The following is a 24,918-nucleotide window of genomic DNA, read 5'->3' as shown; positions in this document are numbered from 1 at the left end:
CCCAGTCTCAAAACATTATTTCTCAGGCTCAAAACATTTTTTCCATATAGAAAATAAAAGCCAAGGCAAACGTTTAAGTTATTGCAGATCAATGGTTTATTTCTAACACGTCGTCAGCTTGTTGCATCCCTACACCTGATTAACAAACATCGGTTGCGCACACGTTTTCCTGCTATAGAATCCGGCGCCTTTCCTGTTTCCCTTTTGTGATTGGATGGCGTATGTCTTCTCTTATTGGTGTTGGCGCAATTCTGGTGATTGCGTGGTTACTTTCTACTGACAGAAAAAATATTCGGCTGCGTACCGTTGGCCTGGCCTTTGCGCTGCAGGTTGTGTTCGCGCTGTTAGTGCTTTACGTACCGGCAGGTAAAGAGGTGCTGAATACGGTTACCCAGAGCGTATCGAACCTGATCAACTATGGTCAGGAAGGTATCAGCTTTATGTTTGGTGGCATTGCGACCGGCAGTGTCGGTTTTGTTTTTGCCATCAACGTGCTGGGTATCATTATCTTCTTCTCGGCGCTGATTTCTGGCTTGTACCACATTGGTCTGATGCCGCGCATCATCAACTTGATCGGTGGCGGTATTCAGAAACTGCTGGGCACTGGCCGTGCGGAATCTTTGTCGGCAACCGCGAACATTTTTGTGGGTATGGTGGAGGCGCCGCTGGTGGTGAAACCCTATCTGAAACAGATGAGCGATTCACAGTTCTTTGCGGTGATGACCTGTGGTCTGGCTTCTGTTGCGGGGGGAACTCTGGTCGGCTACGCATCTTTGGGTGTGGATCTTGGCTACCTGATTGCGGCGGCGTTTATGTCAGCGCCAGCCGGTCTTCTGATGGCGAAACTGCTGGTTCCAGAGCAGGAGCCGTTGCTGGCTCAGGCACAAGATCTTAAACCTGAAATGCCGCAAGCGACCAACGTGGTGGAAGCGGTCGCAGATGGTGCCATGTCTGGTCTGCGCATTGCGGTTGCGGTTGGTGCGACTCTGCTGGCGTTTGTCAGTGTGATTGCGATGCTGAATGGTCTGCTAGGCTGGGTAGGCGATCTGTTCGGCATGCAACTGAGCTTTGAACTGCTGCTGGGCTACCTGTTTGCACCTCTGGCTTGGTTAATTGGTGTGCCATGGAGTGAAGCCATGGTGGCGGGCTCGCTGATCGGTAACAAGATCGTGGTGAACGAGTTTGTGGCCTTTATCCAGTTGATGGATGTCAAGAGCCAGCTCAGTGCGCATTCTCAAGCCATCGTGACCTTTGCCCTGTGTGGTTTTGCCAACATCTCCAGTATGGCGATCCTGATTGGTGGCCTGGGTAGCCTGATTCCTGAGCGTCGTCCTTTTATCGCGCAATACGGCTTTCGCGCGATTGCAGCCGGTGTACTGGCGAACCTGATGAGTGCGGCAATTGCCGGTGTGATTTTGTCACTGTAAGCCGCCTCTGACCTTTATCCGGATAAAAAGCACCCCAGCCATGCTGGGGTGCTTTTTTACTGTTCAGCGCCGCAGCGCTGACTCGGACATCGACCGACTGAGATACGGCACTTACTTGGTGTGGTATTGCTCGCACGCCAGCATGGTGTTCTCAATCAGGCTGGCAACCGTCATCGGACCCACACCGCCTGGTACCGGAGTGATGAAGCTGGCTTTGCTGCGCGCAACATCATATTCCACATCACCAACCAGTTTACCGGTATCAAGACGGTTGATACCGACATCGATCACCACCGCACCTTCTTTAATCCAGGCGCCCGGAATAAAGTTAGGTTTACCCACAGCGACAACCAGAACGTCAGCCTGACGTACGTGGTGCTCCAGATCTTTAGTGAAGCGGTGACACGTTGTGGTGGTACAACCTGCCAGCAGCAGTTCCAGTGTCATTGGGCGGCCAACGATATTCGATGCACCGACCACAACAGCGTGTTTGCCGCGCAGCGGGATATTGTAACGGTCCAGCAGGGTAATGATGCCTTTTGGCGTACAAGAGCGAATTTTTGGAATGCGTTGCGCTAAACGGCCCACGTTGTATGGATGGAAACCATCAACGTCTTTCTCAGGAACAATACGCTCCAGCACATGTGTGCTGTCAATTCCGGCTGGAAGTGGCAGCTGAACCAGAATACCGTCGATTTCAGGATCTTCGTTCAGTTGGTCAACCAGGGCCAGCAGCTCGGCTTCAGTGGCTGAGGCCGGTAAGTCATACGACTTAGATACAAAGCCAACTTCTTCACACGCGCGGCGTTTACTGCCGACATACACCTGAGAAGCCGGGTCTTCACCCACTAACACAACAGCCAGTCCGGGAGCGCGTAGCCCTGCCTGAGTACGGGCCTTAACACGGGCCGCAACTTCGGAGCGGACTGTTTGAGAAATGAGTGTCCCATCAATATTTTGAGCGGTCATGACTTTCCTTTACACATTCGTAGCGAAAATTTTCGCGCGCATTGTCGCAGAAATTTGAGATAACATCTATAAGCAAACGTTTGCTTTGTTGTGTTTTTCAACGCTTACCCACTAAGTGACAAATTTTTAGTCATTTGAAACAGAATGTTAGTGAAAGCCGTTGATTTACACATTTGAACTCGTATAATCCTTTCCCTGTAGCGCGCCCTTAGCTCAGCTGGATAGAGCACGTCCCTTCTAAGGATGTGGTCGTAGGTTCGAATCCTACAGGGCGTGCCATTTATTTAAAAAGGCCCCGGCAGTTTCTGTCGGGGCCTTTTGCATTCTAGCTCATCGATTAACTTTGTGATGCTAGCGACTGAGTTTGACACTGGTGTGGCAATTATCAGCGTAATCTGAACCGCAATAAAAGAACAGCGCCCACAGGCGCTGTTTTCAGTTTAGAACGAAGCACTCAGCCAGGTGTGCGGCTGGTATTTCAGTTTATCGCGATACTCTGTGTGTTGCTGCGTTGAGCTGAGCGGGGTGATTGCGTCGCCAAATGAACTGGTTGCCGTTGCGATTCTCGCAATATCATCGGCACCGTTGTGACCGTAGATAAAGCTGTCGAAGCTTTCGTCGGCATCGGCGGTGAACAGCGACAGTTCAGAATCGGTAATGTTGCCGCTTGATAAGTAGTCTTGCAGGCTTTCGTTATCGCCGTCAAAGCTCATGACCGGTAAGTCGGTATTGTAATGAGCATACAGTGTGTACTGTGCATTGGTGTTATTGATACGATGATAAACTCGCACAATGGTGTCACTGTAATCTGTTTGCCCGGTGTCTGCGACGGTAAAACAGCTACCGGAATCAGCGAGGCTACACGATATAACATCCGGTGTGAAGCTTGTCACGTTACCCAAAGCGCTTGGCAGCGTAGTCGCCAACGGCGAGCTCACGTCATACATTGGTGCGCTCAGTTGTTCACTTCCTTCGAGTGCCCAACCTTTGTATTGACCTTCCATCGTTACATAATAGTTATTATCACCAATCGATGATGCGTAACTGAATGGGCTAGTTGCGTTAGTGGCAGAGAGAGGTTGCCACAGCAAAGCCCCGGTGGTGCCTTCGTGAATGAACATATTGGCCGAACTTAAGGTCAAATCGGCGTCTTGCGGTGCGGTCCAGGTTAGCGGAGTGGGTGCTGTGCCACCACCATTATTGAGTGTATTTGGTACGTTCGCATCCTCAGAAACCTGCGATAGGCTCACCAGAGTAAACGCTTGTAGAGCGCCAAGTTCGCCACGTGTCCCGTTGTTACCGCCATTGCTGTATTGAGCAATCAGCACACGCTTATTGTTAATTGAGCTAAATTCAAGCCCGCCGGCGATGAATCCACCGACATTATAATAGCTATCCAAATTGCTCAGGTCTTGATTGTAATGGTTAAAACCGTAGTAATCGACTTGAGCACTGGTGTCTTCAATGTAGGCATTGTAGGTATTCTCGGCAACTGCTGTTGAGCCAATACAGTTTGTGCTGACTGCGGATGAGCGCACACCAAGTTGTAAATTCACAGGCAAAAGATCTTTGGCAAAAGTGGTTGCACGATAGCTGCCAGTTTCACTCCGCATGACAAAGCTCACAAATCCGCCATTTGGGACGGATGATTGTCTGAAGCGATAGCTACTTGACGAGATGTCAGTGATAGTTGTTACGACCGAGCCGTCGGCATTGTGAATTACAACCGAAAATGCCTGACCGGAAGTGTCTGCCGGTGGAGCACTGTATCCAATTGTTTTTCTATCTGCTGTTTCAGCAAAAATTTGGCAAGTGGAGTTGGCTGTCGTTGCCGAATTTGCCAGACGCACAAAGTTCACGTTAAAGGTTGCGGGCGCCGGGCTGGATGAGCCGCCGCCGCCACCGCCACCGCCGCCACATCCGGTCAGTAGGGTTGCAGCCAGTAAGTTCGCTGTTATGGTTAGCTTAGCATTCATCAGAGGTCTCTCAATACAAATAATGATCAGATGAAAGCAAAAAGCGTACCTGAAAAATATTTCAGTAAAATCAATTTAATATTATGTTTTTTCGCTTTTGGGATCTGATGGTGGCAGAGCTTTTCCGCCGGAGGAAGTTATTGATGTCCGCAGTGGCAAAACTCTTCCACTGCGGCTGATATTTTGAACCGGCGCTTAGCGTGCGGCGATTGAGTCGCGGATCTTGAGTTCTCCGGCAAGGCTAAGCGCGTTGGCGGATTCTTTTTCACCCAAAGCGAGTAAAATTCCTTTTTGAATCATCTGCTCCAGCGGGACGCTGACGGACGTCAGGCTCGGTGTGACAAATTCACCCATCTTGATATTATCAAACCCGGCAATCGAGATATCCTGTGGAATCGTGTATCCAAGTTCCATCAGGGCTTTCATCGCGCCCAGCGCCATATCATCGTTGCCGGATAATACGGCGCTGAAATCTGTCTTGCGGGCGATAAGTTGCTGTGCAGCGTGATAGCCGCTTTCGGGAGTCCAGTCACCCTGGACGATGAGTTGAGGATCTGGCGTTAAACCATGCTGTGCCAGTTGGTCACAATAGGCCTGATAGCGGATCTCTCCGGTTACTGAGCCGTTGCTGCCGCGGATAAAGGCGATGCGACGATGGCCCTGCTGCAGGATATGCTCCATCATCATGACGGCACTGTGGTAGTGATCGGTGGTTACGCTGTAGGGTTCCAGACTGCGGTTAAGCACAGTAATCGGGGTGGGGGTCGCTTGGATAATCTCGGTCAGTGCCCGGTCGCTCAGGTACTTTGGATAAACCACAATCCCGGCGCATTTCATATCGAGCAGAAAATTAATTGCGTTGCGTTCATCTTCGGCGCTGTGTTTGCCATCGGCGAGAACCAGCTGGTGGCCATGTTGTTCACTGAAAGCGGCGGCATGATAGACCAAAGAGGAGAAATACGGGCCGTTATACAGCGCGTTGGTCATGACAAAGCCGATAAAGTGAGTCTTTTGCGTGGCGAGCTGCCTGGCCAGCAGGTTAGGGCGGTAACCTGTCTCTTCTATTGCTTTAAATACCGCCTGAGTGACTTCGGGACGCACGATGTTTTTGCCGTTCAGCACGCGTGATACGGTCGATTTCGATACGCCAGCTCGTCTGGCTACGTCCTGCATGGTCACCATAGTGTTTTCCATTCATTATCAGTGCCACACCTGCCAGAACCGTCGCGGGGGGCTGACTGTTCTGGCGGTGCTGACTGCATATTGCGGTTAAGGCTTGTGTCCCCAAGCGAAATGGCTTGGCGTCAGGTCAGTAATATTAGAGAGTCTCCCCATTGGAAGCAATCACCTCTTTGTACCAGTGGAATGACTTCTTCTTCATCCGTTCCAGCGTGCCGCTGCCATCGTTGTGTTTATCCACGTAGATAAAGCCGTAACGTTTTTTCATTTCGCCGGTGGTAAAGGAGACCAGGTCAATGCAGCCCCAAGGGGTGTAACCCATCAGGTCAACGCCATCAATAGTGACTGCTTTTTTCATTTCGCGGATGTGCTCGCGCAGATAATCGATACGGTAGTCATCGTTGATTTCGCCGTTTTCATCGATGGTGTCTACGGCGCCAAAGCCGTTTTCGACAATGAAAAGCGGCACTTCGTAACGTTCATACAGCGAAGCGAGAGAGAAGCGCAGGCCTACCGGATCAATTTGCCAGCCCCAGTCACTCGCTTTCACATACGGGTTTTTCACCGAGAACTCGCTGCTGCCGTCCATGCTCTCACCGTTTGAGTTACGCACCGTGGAATCGACCGTGTTTGACATGTAGTAACTGAAACCCATGTAATCGGCTTTGCCTTCTTTGAGTATGGCTTCATCGCCCTCCTCAATGGCAATCTGATAGCCTTTCAGGGCCCAGTCGCGTTTGGCGTAAGACGGGTAGTGACCTTTCACCATCACATCAGAGAAGAAATAACGGTCACGCATCGCCACTTCGGCCAGCATCACATCGTCCGGTTTGGAAGAGAACGGGTAGAAAGGCACCATGGCACACATACAGCCGACCTGCAGATTCGGGTTAAGCGCATGGGCCTGCTTGACCACCATGGCACTGGCAACAAACTGGTGGTGTACCGCCTGGTACATGGCTTCTTCCGGGCGTTCGTATTCAGAAAATTTCACCCCGGAGCACATCCAGCCGAAGATATCCGCTGATGTGTTCTTCTGGTTATTAATCTCATTAAAGGTCATCCAGTATTTGACCTTGTGCTGGTAGCGTTCAATCACGGTCATAGAATACTTGACGAAGAAATCGATCACCTTGCGGCTCATCCAGCCTTTGTGCTCTTTAGCCAGATGATACGGCATCTCGAAATGGCTCAGGGTCACGACCGGTTCGATGCCGTGTTTGAGCAGCTCGTCAAACAGGTCATCGTAGAATTTCAGTCCGGCTTCACACGGTTCAGCTTCGTCACCATTCGGGAAAATACGCGTCCAGGCGATACTGGTGCGGAAGCACTTAAAGCCCATTTCGGCGAACAGTGCAATGTCTTGCGGGTAGCGGTTGTAAAAATCAATCGCGACCTGGTTAGGGTACTGCTCATCCGGCTGCACGCCATCGGTAATACGACGCTGTACGCCATGGGCTCCGGCAGTCAGTACGTCGACTACGCTGACACCTTTGCCATCCTGGTCCCAGCCACCTTCCAGCTGGTGTGCCGCGACCGCGCCGCCCCAGAGAAAATCATTTGGAAATGTGTTGTTCATAACTACTCCTGTTAAGACATTTGAATCATAGGTTGACCGGTGGAAATCTGACCGTCATCAGCAAGAAACTGCAGTGAAAACTCGTCACTGTTGAGAATAATGAACGGCGTAGTGAGATCGTAACCGGCTTGTTCAATCGGTTGTTTGTCGAATTCAATCAGGGCATCACCGGCGCGCACTTGCTGGCCGACACTAACCAGAGTTTTAAAGTATTGTCCTTTCAGATTGACGGTATCGAGGCCGACATGGATCAGCAGCTCGGCGCCATTACGGCAGGTCAGCCCGACCGCGTGCTGGCTTTCGATAACCGAAGAGACTTCAGCGTCACAGGGGGCGGTGATCAATCCCTCACTTGGCACGATGGCAATACCATCACCCAGCAGCTTTTGCGCAAAGCTTTCGTCATTGACTGAGCTCAGGGCAATACGGGCTCCGTTGGCCGGGCTGAGCAGGGTCAGAGCTTTGGCTGCGGGTTCCACAGCAGGTTGTGACTCGCTGGTTGGCGCTTTTGCTTTCGGGTCCGATTCAGACTGAGGATCTTCAAACCCAATCATGTACACCAGTGTGGTGGTGACGACAATCGCAGTCACAACACCCGCCAGCAGACCGATAAAGGACATCGGGTTCTCCGGACTGATGGCGTTGACAATTGTCAGCAGGCCAGGCAGACCCGCATAAGCGTAGTAGTAGCTGCCAAACAGGCTGGTGACGACAGCGCCAATGGCACCACCGATACAGCCGCACAGAAACGGCTTTTTCAGACGGAGCGTGACACCGTACAGCGCGGGCTCGGTAATACCAAAAATCCCGGTAATACCTGCTGAGAACGAGGTGGTTTTGAACAGTTTATTGCGTGACTTAAAGCCGACGGCAAATGCAGCGGCCATCTGGGCAATCACGGCAATTGACTGAAAGGCCTGGAAGGAGTCGCGGCCATAGGTATCGAAGTTGGAAATGACGACGGGGGTAATACCCCAGTGCACACCGAACACCACGATCATCTGCCAGACACCACCTACCAGAGCGGCAGCCAGCGGCGGGAAGGTATCAAACAGCCAGTTATAGCTTGCTGCAATACCGCTCGCGGCAGCGCTGGTAACCGGACCAATCAGGATCAGAGTCAGAGGAACCATCACCAGCATACAGACCAGCGGCGTGAACAGTTCGCTGACCACGGCAGGAATGACACGCTTGGCAAAGCGCTCCACGTAAGACATGCCCCACACCATGAAAATCGGCGGCAAAACGGAAGCGGTATAGACGGTTTTAGCCAGCGGGATCGACAGGAAGGTGATGAGCTCGCCATTGGCGATTTGCGCAGCCATCTCACCCCATGACGGGTTGATCAACGCACAGCTGCACAGCACCGCAATAAAAGGGTTACAGCGAAAATGTTTGGCGGCCGTCATGGCGATGAACACAGGAAGGAACACGAACGGGGTCCAGGACATAAAGTTCAGCACCGCGAAGGTACCGCTCTCACTGACGCCCGGTGCAAAATGGCGGGTGACGATCAGTGCGCCCTGCAAAATACCGGCTGCGGCGAGGACGAAAATGATCGGCGCAAAGATGGCGGACATCGATGCGATAACCGCATCGAAAATACGCACCTTGCTGTCACTGTTTTGCAGCAGGCTCTGGTCAACCAGGCCTGATAAGCTTTCGTACACATCGGCAACGTGCGTGCCAATGACGACCTGAAACTGACCGCCACTGATCACGACAGTGATGACACCGGGCAGGGATTTAATCTGGTCGGCAGCAGAATCGGGAACCTCTTTTAAAACCAGGCGCAGGCGGGTGGCACAACGGGTAAAACTAATGATGTTCTCTTGTCCGCCGACGTGGGACAGGATGTCCTTCGCCAGCTGGGCATAATCTCGGATGGTAGCCATGAGTTATCACCTTTTTGTTTAACGTTCAGTAGGCTGTTTCTGTTGTGTTTATTTTTTGAAACCGGTTGCAGCGTATAATTTGAAACCGGTTGCTGCAACCGGTTTCAAAGTGAAGTGTGTGCCTGCTATCAAATTGCGATTGTTCTGCGAGCTTGATCGCTTTTTCGTCAAGTCAGAGTGAAGAGAGGAGGTGTGAAGCGTGAGGAATGTAGTTAAGGTTATGAAATTGTTTGGTTTTAATTTCGGGTGACTTTCAACGGATTAGCGATTGTTTGACGTCACCCAAAAAAGCGTTAGTGGTTGGCGGGTTTCTTAGTCCGGTCGCGCAGTGAGTCGGATTCATCAAAATGGCGGATTTTACGTTTGACCCGTTTCACGGTCGACAAACTGCACTGACAGCGTTGTGCGACTTCGTCGAGCGTCTTGCCTTCCCACAACAAGGCAGCTATCTGCTGGTGCTTTTTTTTGTCCGCCGGACGACCGCGGAATTTTTCCTGCCATGCTTTAGGATCGTCGCGTAGCACTTGCCGGCTTAACTCTGCCGCCTGTAGCCTGTAGCGGGTATCAGCTAATGCGTAACCTTGCAGCAATGCCAAGATGGTTGTGGCGCTTTCACTGTCAGGCTGGATGACCAGTGCAGGCTGGTGGGTTTGCAGCTTGACTCTCTTTTCTATTAGCTGGGCAATCACTTGCTGACATAACTGAAAGTCACGGCTGATACTCGTCAGCCAGCTGACGATCAATACATCGCCGGGCTGCAGCGACGCCAGCAGAGCGGCGAAATCCGGTCGTTCCAGCGGAGCCATCCGGCCGCGCGCTGAATCTTCGATATGAATCGCTGCGGGAAACGCAGCCTGCAACGCTTGCTTATTACGCTGAAAATCCGGATTTCGCGGAGAAAAGCGTGAATAGGTATATTGGGTCATCACGGCACTTGGGTCTATTTGATGTTATAGCTCATAAATATACCGTTTCGTCATCTTATGTAAACCTGCGCTTCATCAAGCCATGTTTGCTTGAAGCATATTTGCCGGAACCATGGCTGCTTAACCTATGTTTGGTGCGCTTAACTTATGTTTGGTCCGCTTAACTTATGTTTGCTCCGCTTAACCTATGTTTGGTCTGCTCAACCTATGCTGCAAAACAAAACCAACGGCCTGGGCCGCTGGTTACAAGAGAAATTGGTGGGATGCGGGGCAATCAGCTGACAAAAAGCCAGATACCGACGCCCATCATCAGTGAGCCGGCGATTCGATTCATCAGGCGTACATTCTGGGATTTACTCAGTGCACGTTTCAGTCCTTTTCCTCCGGTGGCGTACAGCGTCATACAGACAAACTCAGAAAGCATGATGATAGAGACCAGAAATATCAGCTGCGGCGCCAGGCTGGCGGACTGATCGATAAAGGGAGGCAGCAGCGAGATCATAAATGCCCAGCCTTTCGGGTTGGCGATTGCGGTGACAAATCCCTGCACCACCAGGCCCCATTGGCTGCCTTGGTAAGTGGTCCCGGTTTCTGCACTGAGGGCCAGCTTGCCTTTAGATAGCCACATCTGAATGCCAAGGTAGAACAGGTAAGCTGCGCCTACGGTTTTAAAGGCCACAAACAGCCACGGATAGTTAAGCATGATGGCGGCAATACCGACCACTGCGGAGACTGCGACCACAGCCACACCGACCAGTTCACCAATCATCATCCACAGGGTGCGTTTGTAGCCAATACTCATTCCCAGAGTCAGTGCTAAAGTCATGCACATCCCCGGAGTAATAGAAACAAAGAAAAAGGTCGGAATAAACATGCCGAGCAGGGCGGTATTCATAGCAAAGCCTAAAAGATGTTATTGAAAGGCCAACAATAATCCGTGCTACTCGGTTAAGCAATATACCAAATGCGTTGCGGGCCGTTTTTTTACTCTTATCGCTCTGCGTTATCGTTTTCACTCAGGCTCTGTACCGGAACGGCAATATCTGAGCCTTGCAGGTGGCGAATAGCACTGACGATACTGTCCGGCAATTGCGCTTTACTGCCGTGGTTAAAATCAAACATCACCACCGTCGCTGTGCCTGTGGTGGTCACTTTACCGAGTTTCTTACTGACAATCTGATATTCCATACTAAAGCGGTCGGAGTGAATATCACACACTCTGGAGCCAACCAGCAGGGTGTCCGGATAGGTTACCGGAATCTTGTAACGGCTATGGGTTTCGCTCAGCACAGGACCTATGTTGTCACGGGCGAGTTCATCCATCAGATTGATATGGTGGAAATAATCGATACGTGCGGTTTCGAAATAACGAAAATAGACCACATTATTGACGTGTTGCAGCGCATCCATCTCTCCCCAGGCGACCGGGATCTCAGTGACAACCGGGAAATCATTCAGCAGCTCGTTCATACCTTGGTTCCTTAATAGCGGTAATTTAGACTAATTATTCTAAGCTTTATCGGATAGGGTTGTCGGTGAGGTCGTTAACAAAATATTAACCTAAATATGTAAACTTAAAACTTTACATATTTAGGTGTCAGGCGTAACGTGAAGATCCACTCACTGGTGAGGAGGAACAATGATGAGTTCACATACCGGATATCATCGCGCCCAGGTTGTTGAACGTGTTGACTGGACCGATGAATTGTTTTCATTGCGCGTCTCTCATACCCCACTGGATTTTGTCGCGGGTCAGTTTACTAAGCTGGGCCTGGAAACAGCTGATGGTGAGTTAATCAGCCGTGCGTATTCACTGGTTAATGCCCCGGATACACAAAACGGGCATGAATTTCTGATTACGACTGTGCCACAAGGGAAACTTTCTCCCTCGCTGCAGGCTCTGGTTGCGGGCGATAGCATCTGGGTCGGTGACAGTGCGCACGGCGATTTGACCCGGGCTTCTGTCCCGGAGCAGACTCAGGATTTGTGGTTGTTAGCGACGGGGACCGGGATCGGACCTTTTCTTTCCTTGTTGCAGGGGCGGCAACTTGCGCCGCGCAGAATCATTTTGGTACATGGGGTGCGACTTGCCCGGGATTTGGCGTATCAGGCTTTGATTCACAAGCTATTGAATGAGTATCAGGGCCAGCTTAGTTATCATCCGGTGGTCAGCCGTGAGCCGGTGGAAAATACGCTGCAAGGACGAATCCCTGCTCTGATTGACAGCGCTGCGCTGCAAGATGCAGCCGGAGTCCGGATGTCACCACAGCACAGCTTTGCCATGTTATGCGGCAATCCGGATATGATTAAAGACACGATTAAGTCACTGCAAAACCAGGGCCTGGAACGCTATCGTCAGGCTACTGGCGGCAATATCATTCATGAACGCTACTGGTAAAAAGCGATGATTAGAAAGCGACGAGCAGAAAATAGAGCGCTATTGCATCCGTCTCTCAAAACGGAATTAGTCTCTCACAACGGAATCAGTCGCTTAAAGTAGTTACGCGTAGTGGCTGCTTAGCACTTTCTCCCGGGGGTTGGCGAAATACTGCTGGCTAAACAGAGCAAACAGTTGCTTGCTGATGGGCTTGGAAAAGTAGTAGCCCTGGTATTCGTCGACCCCCAGTTGCTGCAGGTGATGCAGTTGGATCTCATCTTCGACCCCTTCAGCGACGACTTTAATGCCTAACTGATGGGACAGAGTCACGATGGCAGAGATAAAGAATTTCTGTTGGTCCATGGTGCATAAATCACGCACAAACGATTTGTCGATTTTCAGCTTGTTGAAACGTAAATGATTGAGGTTGTACAGGGATGACCAACCGGTTCCGAAGTCATCCAGAGCCAGACGAATATTGAGATCTTCCAAACGGCGGATAATACTGACACTGCGGTCAATTTCATCCAGTGTCATGGTTTCGGTAATTTCCAGCACAATCGAGTCGAGATAGTTTTTCTCTCTGCTAAAAATCTCCTGCACCAACTCAGGCAACTCTTCATCAAACAGCGAGTCTGAAAGGTTGATCGCGACATCAATCCGCGCATCGAAGTGATGCCAGTCGGTGGACAGAGCCCGATAAACCTGCTCCATAATCCAGCGCCCCAGAGCTTTGGCCTGGCCTGATTCCTCAGCAATGCGAATCAGGTACTCCGGATTAATGAAACCGTAGGTCGGATGATCCCAGCGTAACAGAGCTTCGCATCCCAGACGTGCACAGCCCGGATTGATTATCGGTTGGTAGACCATAAACAGTTGCTGTTGATCGTCTATGGACAGCAACACTTCCAGTTCATCACACAGTTCGCGTTTTTTACGGTGTGCCAGATCGCGTTCTTTGGTGAAGTAGATGATCCGCTGTGCGGCGTTTTTCTTCGCTACGTTTAACGCTAAATCGGCATTGTTGAGTAAGACACTGAATTTTTTACTCTGCTGAGGGTGAGTGTGTTCAACCTGATCACTGGATGCGATACCAATCGCGATGTGCATCCGGCGTGAAGGGTCGAGAAATTGCAGTTTACTATCCAGTTCACTGCGCAGGCTGGCGATGAACATATCAAGATTGATATCGAGACGGTCAACCACAATAGCAAACTGGTCTGCGCCAACCCGCGCGCACAGCAGTTGATAATGCTCAGCGTGTTGGTTGATGATATGGCTGATATCACTGAGAATCCGGTCACCGTATTCATAGCTGATCACGTCATTGATTTCACGGAAATGGCAAATATCCAGCAGCACCAGTGAAAAATCGGCGCGCTGTTTGCCCAGACTGCGAATCTGCTTTAACAGATAGTTGCGGTTTTTCAGTTTGGTCAGAGGGTCGTGCCAGGCCATGAACTTTTGGTAGCGGGTATCGCGATAGACCCGAAAAGAGAGGTAGGCCAGAACCACCAAAATCAACGCCATGTTGTACAGAACCGTCTGTTTGTTCTCTTCAATAATGGCGCGGCTGCGCACTGATTCTTCCCCGGTCAGGGTGGTAATGATCAGGTTGCGAATCAGCGGCATGTATGACTTCAGTTCATCAGAAAACTGATTGAGCGCTTCGACTCTGCCAGCAATGACTGCTGCTTCATATTTACGTAGGATGTCGAACGCAGCGGAAATGATAGGTTGAGCGCTGCCCTGCAGGCGAACCGCTTCAGTTTCATCACTGGTCAGAAAGGTATCGAAACGGTTCCACAGAATATCGTACTTAAGATTGAGTTGACGTAACGAGCGTCTGTCGCGCAGCAAAAACAGATCCAGCTGATTGGAAAACTCCAAGGTCTCTATCTCCAGCTGGGACAGAGACCAGGCGGACAGCTGGGTATGTTTAGTCAGCAGGTTATAGGTATTATGGAATGAAATCAGTGTCCAGATGGAAAACAGAAACAGTCCAAAAACAAATACGATATAAAATGCAATATGACGGCTGATATTCACAGATAAACTCAATCCTGTCGGCAGTTAGTTCATCGTTTCAATTTGGCTGACTTGCCAAACCATACGGCTGTGCAGAACTTCATTGTTCAGTTCGTCAAAATCCGTCAGCGGATAGATAACCCAGATTGGCCCTTTATCGCGCACACTCATCACTTCGCCATCTTTTTTCACCGCGAACAGTGGATTGTATTTTTCGATATCACTGTAGGGAATGGTTGACCAGTAATTATTCAATGCGACCACTTTCAGATCCGCATTATCTCGTCCGATAAGCTTCAGTAATTCTTGGGCGGATACCCCGACAAACTTGGTGTTGTCCTGGGTCCATGGCGTATCCGTCATGATCTCCTGATCTGCGTGAGCCAATAGCTGTTCAAGGGTGAAATAGGCTTTCTTGCCGTGATCATTTACGGTCAGGATTGCATCGTTTTCATTGGCGAAACTCAATGCAGAACAGGTACATAGCAGCGCAGCTATGAACGGACGAAAAAGTTTAAATGTGCTCATATTGGGCTCCTTAACGAACAGCAATAGATGGTATTTTCAGGGGTGATGGTTTTGGGTTTTCTATTAACTGATTCTTATAAAAGGATTCAAAACCTAATGCAAGAGTGAGCATAGTCTATAACTCTTAAGTGGTGAACGGTATAACGCTATGATTTTTAAGGTTTTTTGTTTTTGCAAATTGCGAAGCCGGTTGCATTTTACACAAGCGTGAACCTAATATAATGATTGTAATTATATTTTGGTTCCCAAATTGAAAAAAACGAACGGAATGTTATAAATTCCGTTCGTTATACTTTGTTAGAATTATGTGAACGTCGTCAATCAATTATCAGGATTTGGGCTGGGTGAAACTTCCATAAAGATCGAGACGTCGGTGGCGAATATTAGTCACTGAGCCTTCAGTGTTCAGTTGCTTTAGTTTGTCGAGATCCACATCGGCAAAGATGATCATTTCCGTGTTGGGACTGGCTTCAGCAATGGTCGCATCGTGCGGGAAGAACACGTCGGATGGTGAAAATACCGCTGACTGGGCATATTGAATATCAACGTTGTCGACCCGGGGCAGGTTACCCACACTGCCGCCAATCGCGACATAACATTCGTTCTCAATCGCACGCGCCTGAGCGCACAGACGAACACGTTGGTATCCGTTTTTAGTATCAGTCCAGAACGGCACGAAAATGATTTGCACATCCTGTTCGGCCAACATACGTCCCAACTCGGGGAACTCACTGTCGTAACAGATCAAAATCCCCACCCGGCCGGCATCAGTATCAAACACCTGGACCTGGTTGCCGCCGTCGATTACCCAGTCACGTTTTTCGTGCGGAGTAATATGAATCTTGTACTGTTCGTCGATAGAGCCATCACGATGCAGCAGATAAGCCACGTTATACAGCTGGCCATCCTGCATCACCGGCATGCTGCCTGCGATGATGTTGATGTTGTACTCGACCGCCATACGCGAGAAGCGGCTTTTAATTTCGTCGGTGAACGATGCCAGAAAACGAATCGCTTCTACGCTGTTTTGGTCATTTTGCAATCCCATCAGCGGGGCGTTGAAAAACTCCGGGAACAGGGCGAAATCCGCCTGGTACTTGGAGAGTGAGTCAACAAAAAACTCCGCCTGATCCATCAGGTCTTCAACACTTAACATGGCACGCATCTGCCACTGGATGATACCGATACGAATCAGAGTTTTTTCGATATCGTGGATCGAATGAACATCTTCCTCATAAAAAACGTTGTCCCATTCCAGTAACGTCGCATAACCGCGCGAGCTGTCATCTTCCGGCAGGTAATGGCGCATCATACGTTTGACGTCGAAGTCATTGGCGAGTTGGAACGACAAGATCGGATCGTACAGCTCACGGCGTTTGATCTTCTCAATGTAGTCGGTCACCTTCATCGAATCCGCGTAATTGATGTAACCGGGAATACGTCCGCCGGCCAGAATGGCTTTCAGGTTGTCGCTGCGGCACAGCTCTTTACGTGCGGCATACAGGCGTCGGCCGAGACGCAGGCCGCGATAATCCGGGTGAACGAAAACATCCAGCCCGTACAAGGCATCGCCGTTGGGGTTGTGTTGGATGACGTTGTGTTCGTTGATGATGTCAGTGTAGACGTGAGGGAGGGAAAAGCGGTTGTAGTCGACTTTGATGGTGAGTGCGGCACCGATGATTTTACCGTTGTCTTCAATACATATCTGACCATCAGGGAACTGGTGGATCAAGTCCATAATGGTCATGCGTGGCCAGGCCCCACCCACATCATGGAAAACCAAATCCATCAGTTCTGCTAGTTCGGGGTAATCGCTTTTTTCTATCACACGTAATGTTAAACGTGGTGTATCGCTACTCATGCACTTTATTCCTCAGTGGCTTCTTATTCTTTCCGTTATTTAATCCATACTGAACAAGTTGTTAGGTCAATTCAAGCGCTGTGGCTAATTTTAACGCGCTCTTGTCCTGAGAAAAGGGCGGGCCGGATCGGTTTATTAGTAAGTAATATATTACTTACTGGTTATATAATCTTGAATAAGGTCACTTAGCTTGAAGTGTAAACTAAGGCGATGTGAGTCATAGTTTATACAGGTACGTTCAGGGAACCTGACATGAAAAATGACCACCTTCCTATTCTTTATATGTTAGTCAGCTCGGCAACGCTGATGAAACGGCAATGGCGTCTGATGTTATGTCTTTCCTGGCCTTGTTTATTAGTGAGCATGCTAACGGCGCTGCGAGTGTGGTATTTTCAGTCTGATGACGGCCTGTTGGCAACGCTGCTGAACATAATGGTGTTTATTGCGGTGTTGGTCTGGGCCACGGTACGCTGGCACCGGGCTATTTTAATGCGTCAGTCGCAAGCGCAGCCAGAGAATGTGGTTCTGAGTGCGAAGCTCGAAGTTCGTATTCTGGGCTATGTGCTGGTTATCATGCTGGTGGGATTGGCCTGTTTACTGGCCGGCATGCTGACGCAGAGCGAGGTGCTGTGGTTACAACTTGGCTCAGAGCTGATGCTGATGGTGCCGCTGGCCTGGGTTATTTCGCGTTGGGGGTTGGCCATTCCCGCCACGGCGGTGGAGGATAAAGAGCATGGATTGCATTTTGCCTGGCAGGTCTCCCGTCAGTATCGCGGTGCTCTGTTTGTCTTAATCGGGTTGCTACCAGCGCTGCTGGCTCTGCTTCTGGTCAGTGTCAGTTGTGACCATGTGGCGGTGGCGGTGTTGATTGGGCCGGTCGCTTATCTGGCCTGGGCGTATGAGATTTGCGTGCTATCGCTGAGCTATCAATGGATCGTGCAGCGCCAGGCGATTGAGAAAATTCTCAACCGCCCGCAGCGCAACATCATTCTGTAGCTGCATCACCATTTTTTGTGTCACTGCATCACAATACAGCGATGTGGCTGCCTCACACTATCATGCTGTTGTTACCGGCATCATGTTGTGGTCAGCGGAAAGTGGGGGTTATTCACAAGGTGGAGCAAGATGAATCAGTGCCAGCCCGCCCAGTGATGTTTCACGATATTTTTTGTTCATGTCTTTACCGGTCTGATACATGGTATCGATTACTTTATCTAAAGAGATCAAACATTTGCTGGTGCGTTTTAGCGCCATGCGTGAGGCGTTGATCGCTTTCATCGCACCCATGGCGTTGCGTTCGATACACGGTACCTGAACCAGACCGCCGATCGGATCGCAGGTCATACCCAGCGAGTGTTCCATCGCAATTTCAGCCGCAATACACATTTGTTCGTTGCTGCCGCCGCGCAGCGAGGTCAGCCCGGCTGCAGCCATGGACGATGAAACGCCAATTTCACCCTGACAGCCCACTTCGGCACCGGAAATCGATGCGTTAGTTTTATACAGGATGCCGATGGCCCCCGCCACAGCGAGGAAGTCCTTGAGCTGTTTGGTATCGAGCGGATGGATAAAACGATGGTAGTACATCAATACCGCGGGAATGACACCTGCTGCGCCATTGGTGGGAGAGGTGACGACCTGGCCGCCGGCTGCATTTTCTTCACTGACAGCAAAGGCGTACAGGTTTATCCAGTCCATGATCTCCATCGGGTCGTTTTCAATTTTGGCATTCGCCTCGAGCTTTTTGAGCAGGGCCGGCGCACGACGCGTCACATTCAGGCCGCCATCCAGAATGCCTTCAGTCTCAAACCCCCGTTGCATACACAACGACATCACTTTCCAGATCTGATCGGCGCGGTCATCAATTTCGCTCTGAGTATGGAAAGCGAGTTCATTGCGCAGCACCAATCCGCCCAGACTCAAACCATGCCGTTCCGCTTTTTTAAGCAGGGCTTCGGCGGAGTCAAACGGATAATCCACCAGCACTTTAGGTGTCTTGGTGCCATGTTCGAGTTCGTCGGCTGTTGCGATAAAGCCGCCCCCGATAGAGTAGTAGGTTTCAAAGCCTATCGGCTGGCCGTGAGAGTCGAATGCGGTCAGAGTCATGCCATTTTCATGTAATGGCAGATTGCTGGTATGGAACAGCAAATCACCGGCGTAATCAAAACTGATCTCCTGCTGGCCGCCAAGCATCAGCATACCGTCATCCAGCGCCCGTTGCAGGGCATTGTTGGCGCTGGTCATTTTGATGGTATCCGGTTGATTGCCCAGCAAGCCGAGAATGACAGCTTTATCGGTGTGGTGCCCCTTGCCGGTTAGCGAAAGAGAACCATACAAATCGATTTGAATCCGTTTTACTCGTTCCAGTGGATTGAGCAGGCTGAGAAAATGGTAGCCGGCGATCATGGGGCCATTGGTATGTGAGCTGGAAGGACCAACCCCAATTTTGAAAATATCAAAGATCGATAACATACAAACACCTTGTGCGAAAAGGGATTGAAGAGGCTGCTGGCCAGTTGGTCTGGCACAGTTTTACTCTTCAAGAATAGACCCTAATCATGGTGGCTGATGCCTGTAATTACCGGCGATGTAACAAAAATTTAATATCTCAATCTATTGAGAACATTTTAAAACTTCATCATATTGTCATTAGGTTGTCACATTCAGAGGGAGAGGAAAATGCACGAAGAAATGATTCAACCCAGCGTCTTAGGTGTGGTAGGCAGAACGATTCTGTTCTCCCTCTTTGCTATCGTTGCTGTGTTCAGCGTGGTGTAATCAGCGTGGTGACTAACTGACACCACAGTACTTACTGAAACCACAGTACATAACGACACTGTGAACGCAGAATCAGGCCCACGGCAGAGATGTCGTGGGCTTTTTGGTTTTTGGATGTTTTGGTTTTTGGACACTCAGGCCTTGTGCTAAAACCGAGCAGCTTTTGGCTAAAACCTAGTATAAGTGTCAGGTATTTGCTAACGTTCCGACAAACAGTCAATGAGAGAATACGTATGTCGGTTTGGGACAATGTGACATTATCAACCCGTTTTCGGGCTATGCCGGAGGTGTTTTATACCCCGGTCAAACCACAGCCGCTGAGCAATGTCGGCTGGGTAAGCTGGAATGCGGAGTTAGCCGGGCAATTTGGCTTGCCGGCCCAACCGAACGATGAGTTGCTCCAGGCTCTGTCTGGACGGGCAATGCCTGAAGCGTTCGCACCACTGGCGATGAAATACGCCGGCCATCAGTTTGGGGTGTATAACCCGGATCTGGGTGACGGTCGTGGGTTGCTGCTGGCGGAAATGCGCTCGCGTCAGGGCGAGGTGTTTGATATTCATCTCAAAGGAGCCGGACTGACCCCTTATTCTCGTATGGGTGACGGACGCGCGGTCCTGCGCTCATCGATTCGCGAGTATTTGTGCAGCGAAGCGATGGCAGGGCTGGGCATAGCGACCACGCGTGCGTTGGCTCTGATGCACAGTGATACCCCGGTTTATCGTGAGAAGCAGGAGCGTGGTGCGCTTTTGGTGCGCGTCGCTCAGAGTCATATTCGCTTTGGTCACTTTGAACACTTCTTTTATACCGGCCAACATGAAGAGCTGCGACTACTGGCCGACAAAGTGATTGAATGGCATTTCCCGCATTGTGCCGATGAAGCGGACCCTTATGCCGCCTTGTTTAATCAGGTGGTTGATCAAACTGCACTGATGATTGCCCAGTGGCAGGCGGTTGGTTTTGCGCATGGTGTGATGAACACCGACAATATGTCGATTCTGGGCCAGACGTTCGATTACGGCCCGTTTGCCTTCCTGGATGATTATCAGTCGGATTTCATTTGTAACCATTCTGATTACCAGGGACGTTATGCTTTTGACCAGCAGCCGCGAGTGGCGTTATGGAATCTGTCTGCGCTGGCCCAGGCCTTATCACCTTTAGTTGAGCGTTCGGATCTGGAAGCGGCGCTGAGTGCCTACGAAACCCAGCTCAACGGCCATTTCAGTGCCCTGATGCGCGCCAAGCTTGGCCTCAATCGCAGGCTGGAGAATGACGGTGCTCTGTTTGACGAAATGTTTGGGCTGCTGGAAAAGCATAAAGTTGATTACACCCGCTTTATGCGTCAGTTATCTGAGTTAGATCGTGATGCTCAGCAGGCAGTACTGGACCTGTTTATCGATCGCGAGGCAGCACAAACCTGGCTGCAGCGTTATTTGAGCCGTTGTGAGCAAGAGCTGGACGCAGTAGGGCAACCGCTCAGCTCTGGTGAGCGCTGCAGTGCGATGCGCCGTGTTAATCCTAAGTACATCTTGCGTAATTATCTGGCGCAACTGGCGATAGATAAGGCAGAGCAGGGAGACTTTAGTGAGGTGCACCGCCTGGCAGAAATTCTCAAGACGCCTTTTGAGGATCAGCCGCAGTATGAAGATTACGCCCGTCTGCCGCCTGAGTGGGGTAAGAAGCTGGAAATCAGCTGCTCGTCATGAGCAGCTGAAAATGTGATCTTGGTTTAGAACAGCATCAAATTTCCGTTAAATATCGATAATCATTCGGTATCCGTCCCGATACACTGCTTGTTAAGAATTTGTACAAGACAGGTGAGCAATGGAAGGCACACGTATTGTTGTCGTGGATGACGACCGCGAAATCTGTGAGCTTTTGGATGAGTATCTGAGTAAATCAGGTTATCAGGTGACGACGGTATGCGACGGGCGGGCTTTGCTTGCCCACATTGAGCAGCACGGTTATCCGGACCTGGTGCTGCTCGATGTCATGTTACCCGGCGATGACGGATTTACTCTGTGTCAGAAAATCCGGCGCAGTTCTGATGTGCCTATCATCATGCTGACAGCCGTTTCCGATGAAACCGACCAGATTATCGGTCTGGAAATTGGGGCCGATGATTACATCGCCAAACCTTTCAGTCCGCGTCAGTTAATGGCGCGCATTAAAGCTCTGCTGCGCCGGGCCCAAGTCAGTGAAGAAAAATCGGCCGATCCGTTACCCAAGCGTATCGTGTTTGGTGACTGGCGGCTCGATACGTTATCGCATCGTATGACCCATCAGCAAAGCGGTGAGGAACATGAATTATCGGGCAGTGATTTTGCTCTGTTGATGCTGTTCCTGTCCCGGGCCAATGAAGTTCTGGATCGCGACACCATCTCTTTTGCGACCCGGGGCCGGGAAGCCTTGCCATTTGAACGCGGTATTGATGTCCAGCTGAGCCGCTTACGGCAAAGGCTGGGAGATAGCGCCAAATACCCGAACTACATCAAAACGTTACGTGGCAATGGCTATCTTCTGTCCGTGCCGGTCAGCTTTGAGTACTGAGTATGTCTGCCCGCCGGATATTGCAGTTGATTAAGCCGACCTCGCTGGTGGCGCGAACTTTGTTGCTGACTTTATTCGCGGTGTTGCTGGCTCAGGGGCTGGCAACCTCTATCTGGTACAGCCAGTCCAAATCGAATGAACTGGAAGGGATACGCTCGGCATCTTCCAGCATGGCCGGTATGTTTGCTTCGACCGTGACCTTTTTTCAGTCGTTGCCGGTGCGTTACCGCCACATTGTGCTGGATCAGATCCGCAATATGGGCGGCACCCGCTTCTTTGTTTCGTTCAATAAGCAGCAGTTGCTCGTAGATCCGATTGAAAATACCCGTTTTAAACTGGCATCAGTCAGTGCTGTACGTCAGGTGTTGCAGCAAAAGCTCAATAATGTTGGTGAAATTCGGGTCGATTTTACCCGTCCCGAGCATCTGCGTTTATTGAAGAATGACATTTATCTCAACGATCTGCCTCGCTCATGGGCGCATCATACTTTGACACTGGAGCCGCTCAATCCGCCGGTCATGGTGGTCCAGATTGAACTGGCCAGCCATGAGTGGCTATACATTGCGGCCTTATTACCTGCGCCCTACGTTAATCTTGACGATAATCTGCTCGGCCGTGAGCAATTGCTGTTTCTGCTGCTGTCCACCACGATTTTATTGCTGCTGACTTACCTTCTGGTGCGGCGTCAGGTTCGGCCATTGAAGAACCTTGCCCGGGCAGCCAACGATCTCAGTATGGATATCGCCCAGCGGCCGCTGCGTGAAGAGGGGGCAAGTGAGCTGGTGATGGCGACCCGCGCGTTCAACCGGATGCAGCAGCGTATCCGGCGCTATGTTGCTGACCGTGAGCATCTGTTTGCCGCCATTTCCCATGATTTAAAGACGCCGATTACCCGTTTACGACTGCGCGCGGAGCTGCTGGAGAGCGATGTGAAGCGTGACAAGTTTAATCGTGATCTGGATGAGCTGGAGATGATGGTCAAAGGCGCTTTGCAATGTGTACGTGATACGGAATTGCATGAAAACAATGATTACATTGACCTCAGTGAGCTGATTCAGAGCATTGCGGAAGGCTACAATTTTGAACGGGAACGGGTGCATTTTACTCCGGTGACGATGGAGCCTTTGATTGTCAAACCGCTTGCGATGCGCCGTGTCCTTAGCAACCTGATTGATAACGGGGTGAAATATGGTGAGGAAGTGACAGTGACGCTAAGGGAAACGCCGCAGTGGATCGTTATCACTTTACAGGATCAGGGCCCCGGTATTCCTGCTGACAAACTGGAAGCGGTTTTTGAACCCTATTTTCGTCTGGCTGATGATGAAGAGGGGCATGGTCTGGGGCTGGGGATATGCCGTAACATTCTGCACGGACACGGCGGAGATCTCATTATTGCCAACTCACTGGAAGGCGGGTTGTTAGCACAAGTCTTTGTTCCACCTAATATTGATGTCTAATGTAACTTAACTGTTACCTTGTTGTTACTGTATGTTGCAGACAAAGTTTTTGAGTTATCTATGCTGGTTGTAGAGCGCTTTAAGCGCCGACAGCCAAATCCAAACATGGAAGATAACCAGAATGAAACTAACCAAAACTCTACTGACTCTCTCTCTGCTATCCGCAACGTCACTGGCTCAGGCTGGTGAAGTCGAAGTACTTCACTGGTGGACATCCGGTGGTGAAGCGAAATCCGTCGCCGTTTTGAAACAGTTGATGGAGCAAGAAGGCCACACCTGGAAAGATTTTGCTGTAGCCGGTGGCGGCGGTGAAAGTGCCATGACGGTACTGAAAACCCGTGCGGTGTCCGGGAATCCGCCATCAGCGGCGCAAATTAAAGGTCATGATATTCAGGAATGGGCAGGACTGGGTTTTCTGACCAATCTGAATGATGTGGCTGTGGAAGGGCACTGGGATGACATCATTCCGCCGATGATCAACCAGGTGATGAAGTATGACGGCGAGTACGTGGCAGTACCTGTCAACGTGCACCGTGTGAACTGGATGTGGGCCAACCCGGAAGTGTTCAAGAAAGCCGGAGCGAAAGTACCGACGAATCTGGATGAATTCTTTGCTGCGGCAGGCAAAATCAAGGCGGCCGGTTTCATCCCTCTGGCGCACGGTGGTCAACCGTGGCAGGACGCGACTGTCTTTGAAGCGGTTGCACTGGATGTGCTCGGACCACAAGACTATGTGAAAGCTTTCGTTGACCTGGATATGGATACCTTATCCGGCGATAAGATGGTTCAGGTGTTCACCCAATTCAAAAAACTGCACAACTACATCGATGATAACTCACCGGGTCGGGACTGGAACGTTGCGACTTCTATGGTGATCAATGGTGACGCTGCGATGCAGATCATGGGTGACTGGGCGAAAGGCGAATTTACCGCAGCGGGTAAGGTGCCTGGTCAGGATTACCTGTGCTTCCCTGCTCTGGGTACGCAAGGGGAATTTACCTACAACGTGGACAGCTTTGCCTTCTTTGAGCTGAAAGATGCAGAAAATATCAAGGCACAGAAAGCTCTGGCAAAAACCATCATTTCACCTCAGTTCCAGGAAGTCTTTAACCTCAACAAAGGTTCAATTCCGGTCCGTACGGATATGGACATGGCGAAATTTGACCAGTGTGCGATGGACTCAATGAAAGAGTTCAAGTCATCGTCTGCCGATGGCGGCCTGGTACCGAGTATGGCGCACGGCATGTCGACGACCAGCTATGCACAGGGCGCTATCTTTGACGTTGTGACCAACTTCTTCAATGACCGCGATGCCGATCCAAAACAGGCGGCGCAGAAACTGGCCAAGGCTGTGAAAGCCGCCATGTAAGCGCTGCTTCAATCTCCAACCG

The 24,918-nt window shown here is 50.5% G+C and carries 19 protein-coding genes and 1 tRNA gene; 8 read left to right on the top strand and 12 right to left on the bottom strand.

Features of this window, described 5'->3' with window-relative positions; translation table 11 throughout:
- Positions 1 to 221: 221 nt before the first annotated feature.
- Entirely contained in the window at positions 222 to 1,427 is a 1,206-nt protein-coding gene (locus E6C74_RS08565) for a NupC/NupG family nucleoside CNT transporter (RefSeq protein WP_136484283.1), read from the top strand.
- 111 nt (positions 1,428 to 1,538) lie between these two features.
- On the opposite strand, the gene folD is transcribed toward E6C74_RS08565, so the two are convergent.
- Positions 1,539 to 2,396 carry a bifunctional methylenetetrahydrofolate dehydrogenase/methenyltetrahydrofolate cyclohydrolase FolD gene (gene folD, locus E6C74_RS08560; protein ID WP_136484282.1) on the bottom strand — a complete coding sequence of 286 codons (858 nt, stop codon included), beginning with the start codon at positions 2,394 to 2,396 and terminating at the stop codon, positions 1,539 to 1,541.
- A 202-nt stretch (positions 2,397 to 2,598) separates the two neighbouring features.
- Between folD and E6C74_RS08555 the strand changes: the two genes are divergently transcribed.
- Positions 2,599 to 2,675: transfer RNA gene (locus E6C74_RS08555), tRNA-Arg, on the top strand.
- A 161-nt stretch (positions 2,676 to 2,836) separates the two neighbouring features.
- Here E6C74_RS08555 and E6C74_RS08550 read toward each other — a convergent pair.
- From E6C74_RS08550 to E6C74_RS08520, 7 genes are all read right to left on the bottom strand, one after another.
- On the bottom strand, positions 2,837 to 4,246 hold the full coding sequence (locus E6C74_RS08550) for a hypothetical protein (protein WP_136484281.1): 1,410 nt from the start codon (positions 4,244 to 4,246) through the stop codon (positions 2,837 to 2,839).
- A 321-nt stretch (positions 4,247 to 4,567) separates the two neighbouring features.
- Positions 4,568 to 5,554, bottom strand: a complete 987-nt coding sequence (locus E6C74_RS08545) for a LacI family DNA-binding transcriptional regulator (protein ID WP_136484400.1) — start codon at positions 5,552 to 5,554, stop codon at positions 4,568 to 4,570.
- 136 nt (positions 5,555 to 5,690) lie between these two features.
- Positions 5,691 to 7,130 (bottom strand): 6-phospho-beta-glucosidase, encoded by a 1,440-nt coding sequence (locus E6C74_RS08540; protein WP_136484280.1) that lies wholly within the window; start codon positions 7,128 to 7,130, stop codon positions 5,691 to 5,693.
- Positions 7,131 to 7,141: 11 nt separating this feature from the next.
- Positions 7,142 to 9,025, bottom strand: a complete 1,884-nt coding sequence (locus tag E6C74_RS08535) for a beta-glucoside-specific PTS transporter subunit IIABC (protein WP_136484279.1) — start codon at positions 9,023 to 9,025, stop codon at positions 7,142 to 7,144.
- 293 nt (positions 9,026 to 9,318) lie between these two features.
- Entirely contained in the window at positions 9,319 to 9,951 is a 633-nt protein-coding gene (locus tag E6C74_RS08530) for a recombinase family protein (protein WP_136484278.1), read from the bottom strand.
- Between the two features lie 274 nt (positions 9,952 to 10,225).
- The gene (locus tag E6C74_RS08525; RefSeq protein WP_136484277.1) at positions 10,226 to 10,846 is read right to left on the bottom strand and encodes a LysE family translocator; all 621 of its coding nucleotides are present in this window, start codon (positions 10,844 to 10,846) and stop codon (positions 10,226 to 10,228) included.
- 95 nt (positions 10,847 to 10,941) lie between these two features.
- On the bottom strand, positions 10,942 to 11,421 hold the full coding sequence (locus E6C74_RS08520; protein WP_136484276.1) for a thioesterase family protein: 480 nt from the start codon (positions 11,419 to 11,421) through the stop codon (positions 10,942 to 10,944).
- A 172-nt stretch (positions 11,422 to 11,593) separates the two neighbouring features.
- On the opposite strand from E6C74_RS08520, the gene E6C74_RS08515 reads away from it, so the two are divergent.
- Positions 11,594 to 12,349, top strand: coding sequence for a ferredoxin--NADP reductase (locus E6C74_RS08515; protein WP_136484399.1), 756 nt, complete (start codon positions 11,594 to 11,596; stop codon positions 12,347 to 12,349).
- Between the two features lie 102 nt (positions 12,350 to 12,451).
- Here E6C74_RS08515 and E6C74_RS08510 read toward each other — a convergent pair whose 3' ends face one another.
- From E6C74_RS08510 to E6C74_RS08500, 3 genes are all read right to left on the bottom strand, one after another.
- A complete protein-coding gene (locus E6C74_RS08510) occupies positions 12,452 to 14,377 on the bottom strand; it encodes a bifunctional diguanylate cyclase/phosphodiesterase (protein ID WP_240798151.1) in 1,926 nt (641 codons plus the stop codon).
- A 24-nt stretch (positions 14,378 to 14,401) separates the two neighbouring features.
- Complete coding sequence (locus E6C74_RS08505) at positions 14,402 to 14,884, bottom strand: oxidoreductase (RefSeq protein WP_240798150.1); 483 nt, start codon at positions 14,882 to 14,884, stop codon at positions 14,402 to 14,404.
- A 328-nt stretch (positions 14,885 to 15,212) separates the two neighbouring features.
- Entirely contained in the window at positions 15,213 to 16,745 is a 1,533-nt protein-coding gene (locus tag E6C74_RS08500) for a bifunctional GNAT family N-acetyltransferase/carbon-nitrogen hydrolase family protein (RefSeq protein ID WP_136484275.1), read from the bottom strand.
- Positions 16,746 to 16,997: 252 nt separating this feature from the next.
- Between E6C74_RS08500 and E6C74_RS08495 the strand changes: the two genes are divergently transcribed.
- The gene (locus tag E6C74_RS08495) at positions 16,998 to 17,741 is read left to right on the top strand and encodes a hypothetical protein (protein WP_136484274.1); all 744 of its coding nucleotides are present in this window, start codon (positions 16,998 to 17,000) and stop codon (positions 17,739 to 17,741) included.
- Between the two features lie 108 nt (positions 17,742 to 17,849).
- Here the strand turns inward: E6C74_RS08495 and E6C74_RS08490 are convergent, their stop codons facing one another.
- On the bottom strand, positions 17,850 to 19,217 hold the full coding sequence (locus tag E6C74_RS08490; protein WP_136484273.1) for an L-serine ammonia-lyase: 1,368 nt from the start codon (positions 19,215 to 19,217) through the stop codon (positions 17,850 to 17,852).
- Positions 19,218 to 19,756: 539 nt separating this feature from the next.
- Between E6C74_RS08490 and E6C74_RS08485 the strand changes: the two genes are divergently transcribed.
- The 4 genes from E6C74_RS08485 (at position 19,757) to E6C74_RS08470 (ending at position 24,896) form a co-directional block, all read left to right on the top strand.
- Positions 19,757 to 21,226 carry a protein adenylyltransferase SelO gene (locus E6C74_RS08485; protein ID WP_136484272.1) on the top strand — a complete coding sequence of 490 codons (1,470 nt, stop codon included), beginning with the start codon at positions 19,757 to 19,759 and terminating at the stop codon, positions 21,224 to 21,226.
- A 118-nt stretch (positions 21,227 to 21,344) separates the two neighbouring features.
- Entirely contained in the window at positions 21,345 to 22,070 is a 726-nt protein-coding gene (locus E6C74_RS08480; protein ID WP_136484271.1) for a response regulator transcription factor, read from the top strand.
- A gap of 2 nt (positions 22,071 to 22,072) precedes the next feature.
- On the top strand, positions 22,073 to 23,527 hold the full coding sequence (locus E6C74_RS08475) for an ATP-binding protein (RefSeq protein ID WP_136484270.1): 1,455 nt from the start codon (positions 22,073 to 22,075) through the stop codon (positions 23,525 to 23,527).
- 121 nt (positions 23,528 to 23,648) lie between these two features.
- A complete protein-coding gene (locus tag E6C74_RS08470; RefSeq protein ID WP_136484269.1) occupies positions 23,649 to 24,896 on the top strand; it encodes an ABC transporter substrate-binding protein in 1,248 nt (415 codons plus the stop codon).
- Positions 24,897 to 24,918 lie beyond the last annotated feature (22 nt).

This window comes from Vibrio sp. H11 (assembly GCF_004804295.1).
GTDB lineage: Bacteria > Pseudomonadota > Gammaproteobacteria > Enterobacterales > Vibrionaceae > Vibrio > Vibrio ostreae.
The sequence above is the reverse complement of the archived record's forward strand: the minus strand, read 5'-3'. Positions and strand labels throughout refer to the sequence as shown.